This window comes from Arthrobacter sp. Rue61a, from assembly GCF_000294695.2.
In the GTDB taxonomy this organism is placed as follows: domain Bacteria; phylum Actinomycetota; class Actinomycetes; order Actinomycetales; family Micrococcaceae; genus Arthrobacter; species Arthrobacter aurescens_A.
Genome location: NC_018531.1, coordinates 4,020,266 through 4,036,874 on the forward strand (window position 1 = coordinate 4,020,266; position 16,609 = coordinate 4,036,874).

At 63.3% G+C, this 16,609-nt stretch carries 17 protein-coding genes; 6 read left to right on the forward strand and 11 right to left on the reverse strand.

The features are described 5' to 3' along the window. Nucleotides 1-28: 28 nt before the first annotated feature. From ARUE_RS18270 to ARUE_RS18280, 3 genes are all read right to left on the reverse strand, one after another. On the reverse strand, nt 29-799 hold the full coding sequence (locus tag ARUE_RS18270; RefSeq protein WP_011776146.1) for a VOC family protein: 771 nt from the start codon (nt 797-799) through the stop codon (nt 29-31). Next, entirely contained in the window at nt 796-1,578 is a 783-nt protein-coding gene (locus ARUE_RS18275) for a VOC family protein (RefSeq protein WP_011776147.1), read from the reverse strand. The genes ARUE_RS18270 and ARUE_RS18275 overlap by 4 nt, the downstream gene beginning before the upstream one ends. A 185-nt stretch (nt 1,579-1,763) precedes the next feature. Next, on the reverse strand, nt 1,764-1,988 hold the full coding sequence (locus tag ARUE_RS18280) for a DUF3073 domain-containing protein (protein ID WP_011776148.1): 225 nt from the start codon (nt 1,986-1,988) through the stop codon (nt 1,764-1,766). A 243-nt stretch (nt 1,989-2,231) separates the two neighbouring features. Here ARUE_RS18280 and ARUE_RS18285 point away from each other — a divergent pair, with 243 nt between their 5' ends. Further along, nucleotides 2,232-3,155 (forward strand): septum formation family protein, encoded by a 924-nt coding sequence (locus tag ARUE_RS18285; RefSeq protein WP_286139807.1) that lies wholly within the window; start codon nt 2,232-2,234, stop codon nt 3,153-3,155. A 9-nt stretch (nt 3,156-3,164) separates the two neighbouring features. On the opposite strand, the gene clpB is transcribed toward ARUE_RS18285, so the two are convergent. Next, a complete protein-coding gene (clpB, locus tag ARUE_RS18290; protein WP_014922813.1) occupies nt 3,165-5,822 on the reverse strand; it encodes an ATP-dependent chaperone ClpB in 2,658 nt (885 codons plus the stop codon). Between the two features lie 148 nt (nt 5,823-5,970). Between clpB and ARUE_RS18295 the strand changes: the two genes are divergently transcribed. Continuing rightward, nucleotides 5,971-6,588, forward strand: coding sequence for a pyridoxamine 5'-phosphate oxidase family protein (locus tag ARUE_RS18295; protein ID WP_014922814.1), 618 nt, complete (start codon nt 5,971-5,973; stop codon nt 6,586-6,588). 9 nt (nt 6,589-6,597) lie between these two features. On the opposite strand, the gene ARUE_RS18300 is transcribed toward ARUE_RS18295, so the two are convergent. From ARUE_RS18300 to ARUE_RS18315, 4 genes are read right to left on the reverse strand one after another with little or no spacing between them, the layout of a single operon-like run. Beyond that, on the reverse strand, nt 6,598-7,671 hold the full coding sequence (locus ARUE_RS18300) for a sulfate/molybdate ABC transporter ATP-binding protein (protein ID WP_014922815.1): 1,074 nt from the start codon (nt 7,669-7,671) through the stop codon (nt 6,598-6,600). Further along, nucleotides 7,668-8,480: an ABC transporter permease gene (locus tag ARUE_RS18305; protein ID WP_014922816.1), complete on the reverse strand. Its 813-nt coding sequence runs from the start codon at nt 8,478-8,480 to the stop codon at nt 7,668-7,670. The genes ARUE_RS18300 and ARUE_RS18305 overlap by 4 nt, the downstream gene beginning before the upstream one ends. 10 nt (nt 8,481-8,490) lie before the next feature. Then, nucleotides 8,491-9,303 (reverse strand): molybdate ABC transporter substrate-binding protein, encoded by an 813-nt coding sequence (gene modA / locus ARUE_RS18310; protein WP_014922817.1) that lies wholly within the window; start codon nt 9,301-9,303, stop codon nt 8,491-8,493. Beyond that, nucleotides 9,300-9,710, reverse strand: coding sequence for a TOBE domain-containing protein (locus ARUE_RS18315; protein ID WP_011776155.1), 411 nt, complete (start codon nt 9,708-9,710; stop codon nt 9,300-9,302). The genes modA and ARUE_RS18315 overlap by 4 nt, the downstream gene beginning before the upstream one ends. Before the next feature lie 200 nt (nt 9,711-9,910). Between ARUE_RS18315 and ARUE_RS18320 the strand changes: the two genes are divergently transcribed. The 3 genes from ARUE_RS18320 (at nt 9,911) to ARUE_RS18330 (ending at nt 14,000) form a co-directional block, all read left to right on the forward strand. Then, complete coding sequence (locus ARUE_RS18320) at nt 9,911-11,245, forward strand: FAD-binding oxidoreductase (protein WP_014922818.1); 1,335 nt, start codon at nt 9,911-9,913, stop codon at nt 11,243-11,245. 131 nt (nt 11,246-11,376) lie between these two features. Next, nucleotides 11,377-12,246 (forward strand): DUF4031 domain-containing protein, encoded by an 870-nt coding sequence (locus ARUE_RS18325; protein WP_014922819.1) that lies wholly within the window; start codon nt 11,377-11,379, stop codon nt 12,244-12,246. 95 nt (nt 12,247-12,341) lie between these two features. Then, the gene (locus tag ARUE_RS18330) at nt 12,342-14,000 is read left to right on the forward strand and encodes a sialidase family protein (RefSeq protein ID WP_014922820.1); all 1,659 of its coding nucleotides are present in this window, start codon (nt 12,342-12,344) and stop codon (nt 13,998-14,000) included. On the opposite strand, the gene ARUE_RS18335 is transcribed toward ARUE_RS18330, so the two are convergent. The 3 genes from ARUE_RS18335 to ARUE_RS18345 all read right to left on the reverse strand — a co-directional run bounded on the left by ARUE_RS18335 (nt 13,997) and on the right by ARUE_RS18345 (nt 15,815). After that, on the reverse strand, nt 13,997-14,398 hold the full coding sequence (locus tag ARUE_RS18335; protein WP_011776159.1) for a YccF domain-containing protein: 402 nt from the start codon (nt 14,396-14,398) through the stop codon (nt 13,997-13,999). The two genes, ARUE_RS18330 and ARUE_RS18335, sit on opposite strands and share 4 nt — an antisense overlap. A gap of 101 nt (nt 14,399-14,499) precedes the next feature. Beyond that, the gene (locus ARUE_RS18340; RefSeq protein WP_014922821.1) at nt 14,500-14,952 is read right to left on the reverse strand and encodes an SRPBCC family protein; all 453 of its coding nucleotides are present in this window, start codon (nt 14,950-14,952) and stop codon (nt 14,500-14,502) included. Nucleotides 14,953-15,209: 257 nt separating this feature from the next. Then, nucleotides 15,210-15,815, reverse strand: coding sequence for a phosphoribosylanthranilate isomerase (locus tag ARUE_RS18345; RefSeq protein WP_014922822.1), 606 nt, complete (start codon nt 15,813-15,815; stop codon nt 15,210-15,212). A 97-nt stretch (nt 15,816-15,912) separates the two neighbouring features. Between ARUE_RS18345 and ARUE_RS18350 the strand changes: the two genes are divergently transcribed. Continuing rightward, the gene (locus ARUE_RS18350) at nt 15,913-16,557 is read left to right on the forward strand and encodes a HutD/Ves family protein (RefSeq protein WP_014922823.1); all 645 of its coding nucleotides are present in this window, start codon (nt 15,913-15,915) and stop codon (nt 16,555-16,557) included. Nucleotides 16,558-16,609: the final 52 nt, after the last annotated feature.

Genomic DNA, 16,609 nt, shown 5'->3' on the forward strand with positions numbered 1-16,609 from the left:
AAACTGCCCGGCCGCTCTTTTGCTCTTCCTAGACCTGGATCAGGCTCAGGACCCCGCCCTGCGGATCCTGAATGGTGGCCAAGGACCCTGTTTCGGGCTTGTCCTCCGGTTCCACCAGAAGCTCTCCCCCGGCGACCACTGCCGCGTCCGCGGCCTTTCGCAGATCCGCGACGCCGAAGTAGATCTGCCAGCCGGCGTCGTCGCCCTCATCGGCAGGAACGATGCCAGCCACTTCGTCGCCCTTGACCATCAGCGTGCTGTAGCTGCCGCCGTCGTCCTGGGGATATTCGGTCACGTCATGCCCGAAAAGCTGCTGGAAAAACGCGACGGCGGCTTGCGGCTCGGGCGTCAACAGTTCCGCCCAGGCCAATGCGCCGGGCTCGTTGAACAAGTGACTGCCCACATGAGTTCCTGCCTGCCAGATACCCGTGGTTCCGCCGCCCGGAGGTTCGATGAACGCCAAGACACCCGTATCCGCGACAGCCTCCGGACCAAACTGAAGTTTCCCTCCCGCGTGGACCGCGTCCTCCGCGATTTCCTCCGTGTCAGTGGCCGAAATGTAGACGTTCCACTGGCCCCGGGTTCCGGCGGCCTCCTGCATGGGGTTCTGCGGGGCGATCACAGCCACCAGGTGATCCTTGACGAAGGCTTGGGCATAGCTGCGTCCGTCCGGCGTAGGCAGGTCCTTGAAAGTCCAGCCGAAGACTTGTCCGTAGAAGGTTTTAGCCGCCGCGACGTCCCTTGTCTGAAGGTCCGCCCAGCACGGCTCACCGCTGGCGTAGTGCTTGCGCGCTGTCATGCTGCGAGTCCTGTCATGATGCTGAATGCTGCGCCTGCCGGGTCCATGAGAACTCCCATTCGCCCAACCCCCGGCACATCGAATGCCGGGGCGATGACGTGGCAGCCCAACTCGACGGCCTGCTCCACCGTGGCATCAATGTCCGTCACGTTGAAGTACGTCATCCAGAACGGCGACAGCCCTTCAATGGGCAACTTGAGCGCACCGGCGATGCGTCTTCCATCCACCAGCAGGCTCGTGTACTCCTGCAGGTCACCGGCCGGCGTGGTCTCACTGGTGCAACCCGTCACAGCCTCGTAGAACGCTACGGCCTTCCGGACGTCGTCCGTCTGCAGTTCGTTCCAAATCATGGCTCCTGGCTCATTGACCAAGCCTGATCCCGGATGGTTGCCGGCCTCCCAGAAGCCAATCTGGGCACCGGTGGGATCTGTGGCGAAGAACATACGTCCGCTGCCGTTTGGCACCGACTCAGGAGGGGAAAGGAGGGTTCCCCCAGCGGCTTCCACGCGCTGGGCGGCCTCATCGGCGGAATCAACGGCAATGTAGTTCGCCCAATAGGAAGGCATGCCCGCCGGGGCATCGGGCAGCTGCTGCATCATCCCGGCGACGTATCGGCCCTGGAGTTTGGCCATGTAATAGGTCATGCCATTTCCTGCGTCCATGGCATCAAGCTCCCAACCAAAAAGGTCGCTGTAGAACTTTTTGGAAACTTCAATGTCGGTGGAGGACAGGTCCACCCAACACGGTGTTCCCTGCTGATATCTCTCGACCTCCGGCATGGATTTCCCTTTCGATGCGCTCGAACTCCAGCCTACGCAAAAAAGGGCCCCCAGGGTACGCCAATGAATGGCGTGGCCTGAAGGCCCTTTTTCAAAAGATATACGGCATCCGGAAATGCGCGATGACCTTGATGTACGACGGCGGTCCGCAACTCAGCGCCAAAGGCACCTGTTGGTTGCGACAGCTATCCGATCCGACGGGTGTCTACCTCGTCGTCGTCATCTTCCGCGTATTTGTCCTCGTAGGCCGAATAGTCCGGCTCCGGGGGATCGTCGGGGAAGTGGCTCTTTACACGACTGGACGGACCCGTGAGCTCCCGCTCAAGTGCCGAATAGTCAGTGTTCGGGGAGTAGTACTTAATGTCCCGAGCCTGCTTGGTAGCTTTTGCCTTTTGACGGCCGCGCCCCATGGCGTGACCCCCTTTTGTACTTGGACCGGAGGTGGTCACCTTGGCTATCGGTGAGGCCCCGGAATGTTTGGTCAATTTGTCGTATGTCTAGATTACATGCTTTCGGAGGTGCCTGCGCGCCACCACCACCCCGCGTCGGGGCCGACTACAGTCGAAAGCAGGCCAATACACCTACAAGAGAAGCGAAAATTGGGTAGAGTCTGCCTCAATGCGGCTCCACAGCAGGAAGGCACACCCCGGAATATGAGCCAGGACAACACTTCACCCCGTGATGGTTCACCACGCGAACAAGGCGAGGATGGAGCGCCTCCTGCGCCCAAGACGCCACCGGCACCGGCACCGGGCCAGCAACCGCCAGCAGCTCCTTGGGCGCCGCCGTCGGGCCTTCAACCGGATCCCGCCCCCGAACTGGACCCTGACTTTGTTCCCGACCCGGCAAACCAGCCGGACCCCGCATTGCCACCCACGGACGCAGCCCCACCGGAAAACGCCGAGGCTCCCGTTTACGCCGGCCAGCAGCCGTACCCCGGCCAGTCCTATTCGGGCCAACAGCCGCACCCCGACCAGCCCTATCCGGGCCAGCAGTCCTATCTGGGCCAGGAATGGCGGCCCGGGCCGCAGGGAGATCCTGCGACCCAAGGGCAGCCTGAGCCTCATGGGGATCCGGTCAAGCGACAGCGTTGGGTTATCGGCGGAATCGTGGTTGGCGTCCTCATTCTCATTGGCGTTGTGATTTGGGTCCTGCTGAACCTGCTGGGTACGCGCCCGGAAGCAGCTGTATCCTCGCCCAGCGCAGCTCCCACCGCCGGTCCGCTGCCCCGTGACGCCGAGGCGAAGGACTTCCAAGTGGGCGACTGCTTTGCCGACTTTGATGCCAACGCCTCAAAAGCCAGGGCCGTGGCCTGCGACACCGAGCACTCGGCCCAACTGGGCGCCGTCCACACGTACGGTGCTGACGAGTCCTTTCCCGGCACCAACGCCCTGAGGGACAAAGGGCGCGAGGTTTGCAAGGACGTGAAGCTCAACGCGGCGTCCGACAACTACGTGCTGCTCCAGCAGAACGTTTACCCGAGCACCACTAGCTGGGATCGGGGCGACCGCCGCGTTGATTGCTTCATCGTGGTGGATTCAGGGAACACCATCACGGAAGACCTCCTCGCGAAGTAACCAGTAACGCTACTTCCGGCGAACCGTGAGCCCTGAGCCCACCGGCAAGCCGCCGTCGGGACCTTCCAGCGCCTCCAGCCCTTCAATGGTGAGCTCATCAAGGTCAGCCGAGGCGTCCACCAGCACGGTATCGCCGTCCACGATTTCGCCGGCCAGGATCTCCTTGGCCAGACGGTCACCGATCTCACGCTGGACCAGCCGGCGAAGGGGTCGTGCGCCGTAGGCGGGATCGAAGCCGGACATGGCCAGCCAGGCACGTGCTCCATCCGTGACCTCGAGGCTCAGGCGGCGATCCCGGAGGCGGTTGCTCAGCTCGGCGACGTGCAGCTCCACGATCCGGGCGAGTTCCTCAACGGACAGCGGATCGAAGAGAACGATCTCGTCCAGGCGGTTCAGGAACTCGGGCTTGAACGATGCCTGCACCACCGCCATAACAGCTTCCCGTTTGGCCCTTGCATCCAGCGACTGGTCCACCAGGAACTGGCTTCCGGAGTTGGACGTCAGCACAAGGATGGTGTTGCGGAAGTCCACTGTGCGGCCCTGACCGTCGGTGAGGCGGCCGTCGTCCAGAACCTGCAGGAGGATATCGAAGACCTCGGGGTGGGCCTTCTCCACCTCGTCCAGCAGGACTACGGAGTAGGGCCTGCGACGGACAGCCTCTGTCAGCTGGCCGCCTTCCTCGTAGCCCACGTATCCCGGAGGGGCACCGACAAGGCGGGCGACCGAGTGCTTCTCGCTGTACTCGGACATATCGATCCGGATCATGGCGCGTTCGTCGTCAAAGAGGAAGTCCGCCAAGGCCTTGGCCAGCTCCGTCTTACCGACGCCGGTGGGCCCCAGGAACAGGAACGATCCTGTGGGACGGTTGGGGTCGCTGATTCCGGCACGGGCACGGCGCACGGCGTCAGACACAGCTTGGACAGCTTTGGTCTGGCCGATAAGGCGCTTTCCAAGCTCTTCTTCCATGTGCAACAGCTTCTGCGACTCGCCTTGGAGCATGCGGCCGGCCGGGATCCCCGTCCATGCTGAAATGACTTCCGCGATGTCGTCCGCGGTCACGTCCTCTGCAACCATCAGTTCCGGTTTCGAATCGCTCCGGGCTGACTCCTCTTCAGCAGCGGCACTTAGCTCCCGTTCCAGGGCCGGCAATTCGCCGTAAAGAATGCGCGATGCCGATTCGAGGTCGCCTTCGCGTTGCGACTTGTCCGCGGCGGAGCGCAACTCGTCGATTTTCGCTTTGAGATCGCCCACCCGGTTGAGCCCGGCTTTCTCAGCTTCCCAGCGCGCGTTCAAGGCACTGAGTTCCTCGTTCTTATCGGCTTTGTCCGCACGGAGCGCAGCCAGCCGTTCCACCGAAGCAGGATCAGTCTCCCCTTGGAGGGCCAGCTCCTCCATGGTCAAACGGTCCACGGCGCGGCGGAGCTGGTCGATTTCTTCCGGTGCGGAATCGATCTCCATGCGGAGCCGCGAGGCGGCCTCGTCCACGAGGTCGATAGCCTTGTCCGGAAGCTGGCGACCCGAGATATACCGGTTGGACAGTGTTGCGGCGGCGACCAAAGCGGAGTCGGCGATGGCTACCTTGTGGTGTGCCTCGTACCGCTCCTTCAGGCCGCGGAGGATGCCGATGGTGTCCTCGACACTGGGCTCCCCGACATAGACCTGCTGGAAGCGGCGCTCCAGGGCAGGGTCTTTTTCGATGTTCTCGCGGTACTCGTCCAGGGTGGTGGCACCAATCAAGCGCAGCTCACCGCGGGCAAGCATCGGCTTGAGCATATTTCCTGCATCCATGGCACTGTCACCCGTGGCGCCTGCACCCACAACCGTGTGGATTTCGTCGATGAACGTCACAATCTGGCCGTTGGAGTTCTTGATCTCCTCCAGGACAGCCTTCAAGCGTTCCTCAAACTCGCCACGGTACTTGGCACCGGCCACCATGGACGCGAGGTCCAAGGCGATCAGCGTTTTGCCGCGCAGGCTCTCCGGGACATCGCCGGCCACCATGCGCTGGGCAAGGCCTTCTACAACGGCGGTTTTTCCAACGCCTGGCTCACCGATCAGCACGGGGTTGTTCTTGGTGCGGCGGCTCAGGACCTGGACGACGCGCCGGATCTCGCTGTCGCGCCCGATGACGGGGTCCAGCTTGCCCGAACGGGCCACGGCAGTGAGGTCAGTACCGAACTTCTCCAGGGCTTGGAAAGTGTTCTCCGGATCCGGGGAATTGACGTTCCTGTCGCCCCGGACACCCGGCAGGGCGGCGAGAAGCGCCTCATGGGAGGCACCGGCGTCGCGCATTAACTTCCCGACGGCGTCACTTCCGGCCGAGAGTCCCAGCAGCAGATGCTCGGTGGAGACGAAGGAGTCGCCGAGTTTGTCGGCCTCGTTCTGGGCTGCCTGAATGGCCTGCATGGATTGGCGGGACAACTGCGCCTGCTGGACCGAGCTGCCCGAGGACGACGGCAGCGCTTTGATGGCAGAGCTGGCCTGCACGCTCACGGCATCAGGATCTGCCCCGGTTGCTCGCAGCAGTGCCACGGCAACGCCTTCACGCTGGTCCATGAGGGCTTTCAAGAGGTGGGCGGGCTCGAGCTGGGGGTTGCCAGCAGTCGAGGCATTCATGGCGGCCGCAGAAAGGGCCTCCTGGCTTTTGGTGGTGAATTTGACGTCCAAAGAGTGCTCCCTTTCTGGAGATGAACCAATACTTTCAAAGTTGAGTCTACTACGCTCAACTTTGATTTCGGCCCACTGAGTTCCATGTTTGCCCACGGCGAAACCCGTGTCCAGAGCCCACCGAAATCAAGGCACGTAGGCTGGGGCCATGAACCCCATCTCCAGCGTGGAAGAACTCGAAGCACTGATTGGCCATCCCCTTGATCGCGTGCGCCAAAAGGTGCGCACTTCGCTCAGCGATTTCGACCGCCAATGGTTGGCTGCCAGCCCCTTTTGCGTGATCTCGACGACGGACGCGCAAGGTCGAGTGGACGCCTCACCCAAGGGAGACCCAGCCGGCTTTATACAGGTACTGGACGAGCACACCATTGCCATACCCGAACGCCCCGGCAACAAACTCGCCTTCGGCTTCCACAACATTTTGGAGAACCCCAACGTCGGCATACTGTCCGTAGTGCCGGGCCGCACGGATACGCTCCGGATCAACGGAACGGCACAAATCGTCCGCGACGCCGACTTCTTTGAGCTCATGATAGTCAAGGGGCACCGGCCGCGCGCGGCTGTAGTAGTTGCCGTGGACGAAGTGTTCACCCACTGCGGCAAAGCCTTCATGCGGAGCGGGCTGTGGCAACCGGAAACCTGGGACCCTGACGGCTTGCCCAGCATCGCCATGCTGTCCAAGACCTACACACAGCCCGAAACCCCGTTGGAAGACCTTGAGTCCTACTACGGTCCGTCGTACGCCGAGCGGATGTACCGGGAGTAGCCCTTGGCCTTAGGCCGGGTAGACCGACACCAACGCAGACTTCACCACAAACCTGACTTCCAGGCCCGGCACCAGGCCCAGGTCCGCGGATGCCGCAGGCGTAATGTCGGCTGACAACGACTGCGCGGATTGCCCCGCGTGGGCGCGGACGCGGATCTGGTCACCGTGCGGCTCCAGGTCCGTGACGGTCACCGGGAAGGAATTGCGCGGGCTTCCGTGCACGTCGCCCAGGAAGACGGAAACGCTCGACGGCGGGAACGCGGCCACGCCTGCCTGGCCGGGCACGGGTGACCACTCCGGATCGTGTTGCCCGGCGAAAAGCCGTCCATCCGGCGTCGTAATTCCCTCAGGCGCAACGGTCCCGGTGACCAGGTTGAGTCCTGAGAGCCCCGCAGCAAAGTGGCTTCGGGGCCGTTCAAGTACCTCACGTGTGGGTCCTTCTTCCACGATGCGCCCCTTCTCCACCACGATGACGCGGTCGGCAAGCATGTAGGCGTCCAGGATGTCGTGCGTGACGATGATGGCTTTTCGGCCTCGAAGGACCCGCTTGAGGACGCGGCGGAGCAAGGGCGCCGCGTGAATGTCCAGCGCGGCCATGGGCTCGTCCAGGAGGAGGAGCTCGGGCTCAGCGGCCAAAGCACGCGCCACCGCCACGCGTTGGGCCTGCCCGCCGGACAACTGGGTGGGCTTCCGGTCGGCCAGTGGCAGGGCATCGACTTCGGCCAGCCAGTGCTGGGCAGTTTCCCGCGCGGCAGCCTTCGACGCCCCCGCACTGCGCGGCCCGAAAGCCACGTTGTCCAAGGCATTCAGATGCGGAAACAGGAGCGCTTCCTGCGCCAGAAGTGCAGTCCCCCGCAGGTGGGGCGGGCTCCAAAGGTGGGTGCCGTCGTCGAGCCTGAATAATTGCCTGCCGCCGATTCGCGCCGAGCCCGCATCCGGCCGCAGCAGACCCGCGATCACGCCCAGCAACGTGGACTTTCCGGCGCCATTGGGTCCAAGGATGGCAACAGTTTCGCCGTCAGCGAGGCTTAAGGACATGTCGAAGTTCCTGGCACGCAGGGTGGCCTGCAGCTCAAAGCTCACGCTTGCACCTCCACAGGGGTGCTGCTTCGCCGACGCCCGTAGCTGAGCCCGACCACCGCAACTGCCACCGCCACCAGCACCAAGGAAAGGGCCACTGCGGCATCGGCGTCGGTCTCGCGCTGCAGGTAAATTTCGAGCGGAAGCGTGCGGGTGATGCCTTCCAAACTGCCGGCGAACGTCAATGTGGCGCCGAACTCGCCCAGGCTGCGTGCGAAGGACAACACGGCGCCGGACGCGAGCCCTGGCAGAACCAGCGGGAGCGTGACGCGGCGAAGAACGGTGGTGGGCCGCGCCCCGAGGGTCGCCGCGACAGCCGCGTACCTGCTTCCCGCCGATCGCAGGGCGCCTTCCAAACTGACCACCAGGAACGGCAGGGCTACGAAAGTCTGCGCCAGAACCACGGCGGTGGTGGAGAACGCGATCTGGATCCCGGCCAGCTCAAGGGATTTTCCAAGGAGCCCCTGCCGCCCGAACGTGTACAGGAGAGCGAGTCCGCCGACGACGGGCGGCAGCACCAGCGGCAGCAGGACGAAGGAGCGGAGGAGCCTTTGTCCGGGGAACTCACCGCGGGCAAGCACCAGTGCCAACGGAACTCCCAGAACGACGCACAGCACAGTGCTGGCCGCGGAAGTCCTCAGACTCAGCCCCAGCGCGGCGAGGGACGACTCCGAGGTGATAAGTGGAATGAATTGCGGCCAATTCACCCGCAGCAGCATCGCCGCCAAGGGAAGCACCATGAGAAGTCCGCCCACGGCGGCGATGACATAAATCCACCGCGGAATGCCGTGGTAGCCGCTGCGCTTGGTCATGTGCCCTGCGCTACGGCGTTCCGAAGCCGGCGTCCCTGAGGACCTTCTTGCCCGCTTCGCTGGTGATGTTTGAGATGAATGCGGCTGCGAGTTCCTTGTTCTTGCTGGTGCCGACCGTGGCAATCGGGTAAGTGTTGACGGCCTCGTCCGATTCCGGGAAAGGTATGCCCTTGACCTTGTCGCCGGCGCTCTTGACGTCTGTGACATACACCAGACCTGCGTCGGCCTCGCCCGAGGTGACTTTGCCGAGGACATCGGTCACTGACGATTCCTCACTGACCGGGCTCAACGTTGTCCCGGCGGCCTTCTCCACAGCCTCTGTTGCAGCGCCACAGGGAACCTGACTGGCGCATGTCACCACTTTGACGCCGGGCTTGGCGAGGTCCGCGAAGGAAGAGATCGACGCCGGGTTGCCGGGTGGGACGGCGATCTCCAGGACGTTGGTGGCGAAGTTGGTTGCGGTGCCGTCCACGAGGTCCTGGTCGGCGAGCTTGTTCATGTTCTTGCCGTCGGCCGAAGCGAAGACGTCCGCAGGGGCACCCTGGGCGATCTGTGTGACCAAGTCGGAGGAGCCTGCAAAGCTGAGAGTTACTTTGCTGCCCGGGTGCTGGACTTCGAAGTCTTTGGCCAACTGGGTAAAAGTGGATTTCAGGGATGCCGCGGCGAAAACGGTGATCTCTCCGGACGCCGAGGACTCCGGGTTGCCGGAGCCCGTGGACGGAGTTGTGGTGCCCGAGGCGCAGCCCGCCAGGCTTGCGGCCAGGCTTGCGGCCATGGCGCCGGCAACCAGCACTGCGAAGACAGGCTTAGGGATGATGCTCATATGATGCTCTTTCCCTGCGGGGTTTCGATGATGACGGTGGTGGCCTTCACCACGGCTGTGGCCACCGAGCCAAGTTCAAGGCCGAGCTCGCGGACGGCTTCGCTGCTCATCAGCGACACCACGCGGAACGGGCCGCACTGAAGCTCTACTTGGGCCATGACTTTGTCCGCAGTGATCCCGGTGACAAGGCCGACGAAGCGGTTGCGGGCCGAGCTTGCCGCCCGTGAGGGATCGTCCGGGAGATGGGACTGGTCGCGGGCAAGTGTTGCCAGCTCAAGTCCGTCCACAGCGAGTCGCCCCGCTGCGTCCTTGCTGGCAGTGAGCGTTCCGTTCTCCGTCCATCGCCTCACGGTGTCGTCGCTGACACCAAGGAAGCGTGCGGCCTCGGAAATTCGTATTTGCGGCATAGATGCATCATAGTTCCGTATTTGCGGATCAGTGTTCCATGTTCCACCGCAAACGAAATATGACTGCTGCGTTCGTAGCGGCTGCGCTCGGCGGGAAGTGGTGCGCCGCCGTCGTCGTAATTTGCGTTACCCATGGTCCACCGGGACGCGGGGGTCGTACCCTGTTCTAGGGGAGAGTTTCATATCCGAAGGAACGTCCCATGGAATGGATTCGGCCGGACAGCCCGGACTACTACGACGCCCGAAAACTCTTCAACGCGATGATCGACCGCAGGCCGGCTGTCATCGCCAAATGCGCTGATCCCGGCGAGGTTGCTGAGGCGCTGAGCTATGCGCACAACCATAATTTGGACGTCGCTGTGCGCTCGGGAGGGCATTCGGTGGCCGGTATGTCCACCAACGATGACGGGCTGGTGGTTGACGTCCGCCCCATGAAGTCGATCAGCATCGACCCCGAGATGAAGACCGCCACTGCCGGCGCCGGACTGACGTGGGGTGAGTTCGACCGCGCAACCCAGCAACACGGGCTTGCCGTTACCGGCGGGCGCGCGTCCACCACGGGAGTTTCGGGCTTCACGCTGGGCGGGGGCTCAGGATGGCTGGAGCGCTCGTACGGATTCGCCTGCGACAACCTCCTCTCCGTCGATCTGGTCACGGCCTCCGGCGAAAGGGTGACCGCCAGCCCGGGTGAGAACCCCGAGCTCTTTTGGGCCCTCCACGGAGGCGGCGGAAACTTCGGCGTCGCTACCTCCTTGACGTTCAAGCTGCACGACCTCGGACCCACCGTGATGGCCGGTCTCATGCTGTTCCCCGGGGAAGATGCCGCGGATTTGTCGCGCGCCTTCCGGGGGCTCGCTTTGGAAGCGCCCGACGCCGTGGGGACAGCCCTGGTGTACCTCACCGCCCCGCCGGAAGAGTTCGTCCCCGAAGAAATGGTGGGCAAGCTCGCCGTCGGCATGGCCTACATCTACGCGGGCGATGTTGAGGCCGGCGAAGAACACGCGAAACCGTTCAAAGAGCTCGGCCCCTCGGTGGATCTGGTCTCACCCATGGGATACGCCGACTTCCAGTGCATGATTGACGACCCACCGGACCTCTACAACTACTGGAGCGCCGACTATCACAACGAGCTCAGCGACGACGCCCTGGATCTCCTGGTGGACTCAGCGCAACGCCTTCCTGGACCACACTCGCAGCAGTTGGTGGCCCGATGGGGCGGAGCCGTGGCCGGACCGGCTGCCGCGAACACGCCGTTGCAACACCGCGGCGCCGCCTGGGTCAGCCACCCGTTCGGCCTGTCCGAAACCCGGGAGGGCGGGCAGGAGGCAAAAGCCTGGGTCAAGCAGTTCCGGCAGGACATTGCCCCGCACACCACGGGCGGCGTGTGGCTGAACTTCATTGGTGACGAGGGCCAGGACCGGATCATGGCGGCCTATGGCGAGCAGAACTACCGCCGGCTGTCCTTGGTGAAGCGTGAATTCGACCCCGACAACGTGTTCCGCGGGAACCAGAACATCCTGCCGGCACAGCACTGAGATTCGCAGCGCTCCTTCCCAGTTGCCGTGATCAGCGCGGGCATTGAAGCCTGTACTTCCGGGACGGCAGCACGGCGGTAGACGTCCCGACGGCCGGCAACTGGGAAGGATCACATGGGTACACTTTGGCAATGGCCATCTACGTCGATCCGCCCCTGTGGCCAGCTCATGGAACCGTTTTTTCGCACCTCGTTTCGGACACGTCGCTGGAGGAGCTGCACGAGTTCGCAGCCTCCGCCGGAGTTCCGGAGCGAGCCTTCGACGCAGACCACTACGACGTCCCCGAACGCCGATACGATGATCTCGTCGCGGCGGGCGCCATCCCTGTGGAGGCCCGCATCCTGGTCCGCAAGCTCATCGCCAGCGGACTGCGCATCCCGGCTCGTGAACGGAGCAAGGCATTGACAGTACCTTTGATGGAACGTTGGAACAGCGCATACCCAGGCCACGAAGAGTTGGGCCTTGAGCTGCTGGAACGCTGGGGCGAGGACGGCAGGAAGTACCACAACCGGACCCACCTCATGGCAGTTCTTGAGGCCTTGGACGTGCTGACGGAGCCGGAAAAGCCTGCGCTGACAGTCACCTTGGCGGCATGGTTTCACGATGCCGTCTATGAAGGCGTGGCCGGGCAGGACGAAGAACGGTCTGCGCTCTTGGCAGAGGAACGCCTCACGGCCGCCGGCTTGGCACCTCACGAGGTAGCTGAGGTGGTCCGCCTGGTCCGACTCACCGCCACTCACAGTCCAAAGACCGGCGACTACGCCGGTGCACTTCTTTGCGATGCCGACCTCTCCGTGCTCGGCGGGGACCAGCAATCCTATGCTCGGTACCTCGCCGCCGTCCGCGAAGACTACGCCAGCGTCAGCGACGACGAGTTCGCCAAGGGGCGCGCCGCCGTCGTGCGCCGTCTCCTGCGGCTGGACCCACTGTTCCACGGCGAACGTGCCAAGGCACTGTGGCTGGCCGCGGCACGGAAGAACCTGGCCGGCGAACTGGCGTGATCGGCTTCCCCAACGAACCGGGACGCAGTCCCTTGATTGCGGTCTTGCCAGGCGGCGCTTATCAGGGAATGCCGGGCTCCAGCTAGCATAGAGGTGTGACCTCCTACCTCCCGGATTGCGCACGCCCTTATATCCCCTCAGCTGTCCCCGACGTTGAGCACGTCCTGGCTGTCCGTGGCATGGGTGGCTACCGCCAGTACCGCATCCCGGCTCTGGCCGTCAGCATGCGGGGCACAGTGTTGGCTGCCTATGACGGCCGGCCCAACCTGGACGATCTACCCAACCCCATCGACCTCCTCCTGCGTCGCAGTTACGACCATGGAGTCACGTGGGAGCCACAGCAGGTGGTCCGCAGGGGTTCGGGGCTCCACGGCTTTGGCGATCCAAGCCTGCTGGTGGACGCCATCATCGGACGCATCTTCATGTTCCACGCAGCCGGAACGCACGCGGGCTTCTTCGAGGCTGTCGCAGGTATGGAGCCGGATGAGGACGTGCAGCATGCGGACATCAGCTTCTCGGACGACGACGGCCATAACTGGCATCACCGTCGTCTTACCACCCAGCTCAAGACCGGCGACATCACAGGCCTTTTTGCGGCCGCCGGGCAGGGCATCCAGATCCATTCCGGTCCTTTAGTGGGCCGGCTGGTGCAACAGTATGTGCTGTTGGTGGGCGGTGCCATCATGGCAGCCTCTGCGTTCAGCGACGACCACGGCGAGACGTGGAAGCTGGGGAACCTGATCGGTCCGGGCACCACCGGTGTGGGGCCGAACGAGAACAAAGTAGTGTGCCTGGACGATGGCAGGTTGCTGCTGCATTCACGGGCAACACCGTCCCGATTGGCAGCCGTGTCCGATGACGGCGGTCAGACGTGGAGCCCGCTGCAGCCCGTTCCGGACCTACCCGATCCCAGCGACAACGGTTCCCTGACACGCTTCGACGGCCTGCCGCATATTGCCTTCGCGGCGCCGGAGACGTCATCCTGGCTTCTCGCGAGCAACAACCAGGACCCTCATCTGCGGCGAAACACCGTACTGAGCCTCTCCCCCGACAACGGTGCCACCTGGCCGGCAAAGCTGACGGTCTGCTCCGGAAGCTCGGCCTATTCGACAGTGACACGTCTCCCCAACGGGAACATCGGAGTGCTCTACGAACGGCAGGGGTACAGGGAGATCGTGTTCGCTTCGATACCTGCCGAACAATTGGTGGCACAGCTTTCCGCACTTCAATTGACTCGTCCGGAATCCTCGGGCCTGGTCTTCGACATGGAGCTGCGATCCATCACGCCCGGCAGGCCCACTGTGTGGCAAAACGCCGGAGACTTCCATGTGATCCCGTCCAACAGCGGCGGTGTATGGGATGTCCAAACGTGGAAGGAAATCGGGCAGGGCTACGCCGGAGATCAGGTTCTCGGCACCCGGGAAGCCCAGGACCTCAACTACGGGCCTGTCATCCCTGGATATAAAGCCGGGGACATCCTCGCCTTCACCGGGCGCGTCCGCAACCTGGGCACTGACCCAGCTACCGGCGTCGTACTTCTCGGACCGCACAACAACGCGAGCGATTTCCCACCCGCAGACCTGCTGCCCGGCGAGCATGTCCTCTACTTCACACCGACCTACACCATCGCCGCGTCGGACCTGGAGCAAGGCACACTGAAACTCGTGTTCACGGCAGAGGCCGACGGCGGGAGCGTGCGTTTGGAACGAACGTTCCGTTTCGATCTGCGCAGCGGAACGGTTGCTGCTTCCTAACGGTACGTGCTGACGAACGGCTGGTTGGTAGGCACGATCTGCTTGCCCAGAGGCATGAGCGAAACCGGGATGAGCTTCAGGTTGGCGATGGCCAGCGGGATGCCAATGATGGTGATGGCCATGGCAAACGCCGTGACCACGTGACCTATCGCGATCCAAATGCCGGCAACCAGAAGCCAGATCACGTTGCCCAGGAGCGCAAACACCCCGGCACCGCCCGGCTTCTCAACCACCATTTGACCGAACGGCCACAGGCAGTAAGCACCGATCCGGAACGAAGCGATGCCCCACGGGATGGTGACGATGAGCACGCAGCAAATGATGCCGGCCGCGAAATAACCCAAGGCCAGCCAGAACCCACCGAAGACAAGCCAGATGATGTTAAGGAGCGTTTTCATAGTCCTCATTCTCCCCCGCCGGCCTGACAAAAAGCCTAGGGGTCTGCCCTGAATCTTCCCTGACTTACAACAGCGCCACCCAGTAGGCCCAGGTCAGCGACTCAACCAGCCAGGAGCGCATCCAGATTGTCGAAGGAGGTGCCCCAGCCGTCGCGAGTCATTTCCACCCACTCTTCGGAAGCAAACGGACCCTGTTTGAGATTCATCCGGGTACGGCCGTTGAGGTCCTCGAATTCAAGGTGCATTTCCTCGTACTCGTGGTCAGCGTCCGGGGCGGCTTTGGCCTGTGCCACCAAAAGAGCCGGGCTGTTCAGCTCGGAGATAGTGGCTTCGATCGGGGCAGATTGCTCGCCGTTCTCATCCGACCACACCATAACTACCTGCCAGATGCCACCAACCCGAGGCTCGACGATGATCTGCTCGCGAGGAGCGTCCACTTCCGCAGGGCCGAACCACCGGGTTAGCTTGTCCGGCTCCATCCAAGCCTCGAAAACCTTCTCGCGGGGAGCATCGAATTCGCGGCTCATGGTCAGGGTGTACTGTTCCGTGCTCATTGCTTAGCTCCTGGCTTCCGTGGTTTCGAGGTGAATCGCGCTCTTGGGAGTGAGTCTAAGGGGTGCCAGTGACAGTCAGACGCTCTCTCACTAAATCGGGGCTTGAAGCAATCGCTCTCTCACTAAATCGGAGCTTGAAGCCATCGCTCTCTCACGTCATCACGGGTTAGACCGAGGGAAGTGAGAGAGCGTCCACGCCAAACCCGAGGGAAGTGAGAGAGCGTCCACGCCAAACCCGAGGGAAGTGAGAGAGCGTCCTAGAGGCCAGCGGCTTTGGCGGCTTGGACGAAGGCGCGGATCTTGGCCAGGTCCTTCACCCCGCGGGATGCCTCGACGCCCGAGGACACGTCCACGCCCCAAGCACCTGCGGCAGTTGCAGCGAAGGCCACGTTGCCGGGTTCCAGTCCTCCTGCGAGCAGCCATTCCCGGCCGTCGAGCCCCTTCGCCCGCACGGAGGCGTAGTCCCAAGCCTCCCCCGAGCCCGGTATTGCTGCATCGATCAGGAAAATTTCTTCGCCCATGTCCGCGAACTCGTCCTGGGAGGCACCCATGGTGACGGCGCGGATGAGCCGCATCCCGGCGTCGTGCACTGTTGTGACGTCCTCGGCAGTCCGGTGACCGTGCAGCTGCACCCATTCGAGCCCGGCGGCGCGTGCAGTAGCCACAGCATCGGCGGCATCCTCGTGCCGGAAAACGCCCACGGCGTGAACTCCCTCCGGCACCAGCGGCAGCAAAATTCGCACCTGATCCGGGCTGACTTGGCGGGGGCTGGAGGTGAGCACGAAACCGACCGCGTCAGCACCGGCGTCCACCGCTTCACGCACGGATTCCGGCGTGCTCAAGCCACACACTTTGACGAACATACCCGCGCCTCCAGGCGTAGTCACAACGTTTTCCACATATGACGTTAGCAAGCCGCATTGCCAGCGCAGAAGCTGTGTCCACCACTAGGCTGGTCGGATGGAGATTATCCGCTTTGCCGACATCCATCCCGAACCGTGGCGCAACGGGGGCGGGGTGACGCGCGAACTCGCCAGCCACCCGAAGGCGGCCTCGGCGCAGGATGGCGCCTGGGATTGGCGCGTCAGCATCGCGGACGTTTCCAAAGCGGGCGAGTTCTCCACGTTCCCCGGGATGGAGCGCGTCATCACCATCATCGACGGCGAGCTGCTCCTCCTCACTGTGGACGGCGCGGAGCACCCCTTGGAGAAGTACCGTCCGTTCAGGTTCTCCGGTGAGGCAGCGTCATCGGCCGCTCTTCCCACCGGCGACATTCGCGATTTGAACGTCATCGCACGCACCGGCGCTTTCAAGGGCTACACGTCCATCGTTGAGATCTCCAAGAAACGCGCGCACCCGGTCTTCGAGGGCCAGCTGGCCATCCTGCTTGAGGGTAAAGCAACGGTTGCGCCCGGTGCGGTTGTGGAGAAAGAGTCCGACGGCGGCGAAGCGGCAACCAGCGAAGCAGCACCCAGCACTGGCGAACCTGTGGAGTTGTCGCGCTACGACGCCGTGGTCGGTTCGGATACCCGCAGCCCGGAGATCTCGGGTCGCGGATTTATTGCAGTGATCTCCATTGACCATGTGGAGCCCGCGCACGCCTGAGCTGGTGACGTTAACCACCAGAAGTGGCCACCCCGCGCGGGAGTTGCTAGCC

Excerpts from the sequence above, each read along its gene's own strand:
- ARUE_RS18275 (WP_011776147.1), bottom strand. The coding sequence starts at position 1,578 with ATGCCGGAGGTCGAGAGATATCAGCAGGGAACACCGTGTTGGGTGGAC.
- ARUE_RS18295 (WP_014922814.1), top strand. The coding sequence starts at position 5,971 with ATGAACCCCATCTCCAGCGTGGAAGAACTCGAAGCACTGATTGGCCAT.
- modA (WP_014922817.1), bottom strand. The coding sequence starts at position 9,303 with ATGAGCATCATCCCTAAGCCTGTCTTCGCAGTGCTGGTTGCCGGCGCC.
- ARUE_RS18305 (WP_014922816.1), bottom strand. The coding sequence starts at position 8,480 with ATGACCAAGCGCAGCGGCTACCACGGCATTCCGCGGTGGATTTATGTC.
- ARUE_RS18335 (WP_011776159.1), bottom strand. The coding sequence starts at position 14,398 with ATGAAAACGCTCCTTAACATCATCTGGCTTGTCTTCGGTGGGTTCTGG.
- ARUE_RS18325 (WP_014922819.1), top strand. The coding sequence starts at position 11,377 with ATGGCCATCTACGTCGATCCGCCCCTGTGGCCAGCTCATGGAACCGTT.
- ARUE_RS18340 (WP_014922821.1), bottom strand. The coding sequence starts at position 14,952 with ATGAGCACGGAACAGTACACCCTGACCATGAGCCGCGAATTCGATGCT.
- ARUE_RS18345 (WP_014922822.1), bottom strand. The coding sequence starts at position 15,815 with ATGTTCGTCAAAGTGTGTGGCTTGAGCACGCCGGAATCCGTGCGTGAA.
- ARUE_RS18315 (WP_011776155.1), bottom strand. The coding sequence starts at position 9,710 with ATGCCGCAAATACGAATTTCCGAGGCCGCACGCTTCCTTGGTGTCAGC.
- ARUE_RS18285 (WP_286139807.1), top strand. The coding sequence starts at position 2,232 with ATGAGCCAGGACAACACTTCACCCCGTGATGGTTCACCACGCGAACAA.
- ARUE_RS18320 (WP_014922818.1), top strand. The coding sequence starts at position 9,911 with ATGGAATGGATTCGGCCGGACAGCCCGGACTACTACGACGCCCGAAAA.
- ARUE_RS18280 (WP_011776148.1), bottom strand. The coding sequence starts at position 1,988 with ATGGGGCGCGGCCGTCAAAAGGCAAAAGCTACCAAGCAGGCTCGGGAC.
- ARUE_RS18270 (WP_011776146.1), bottom strand. The coding sequence starts at position 799 with ATGACAGCGCGCAAGCACTACGCCAGCGGTGAGCCGTGCTGGGCGGAC.
- ARUE_RS18350 (WP_014922823.1), top strand. The coding sequence starts at position 15,913 with ATGGAGATTATCCGCTTTGCCGACATCCATCCCGAACCGTGGCGCAAC.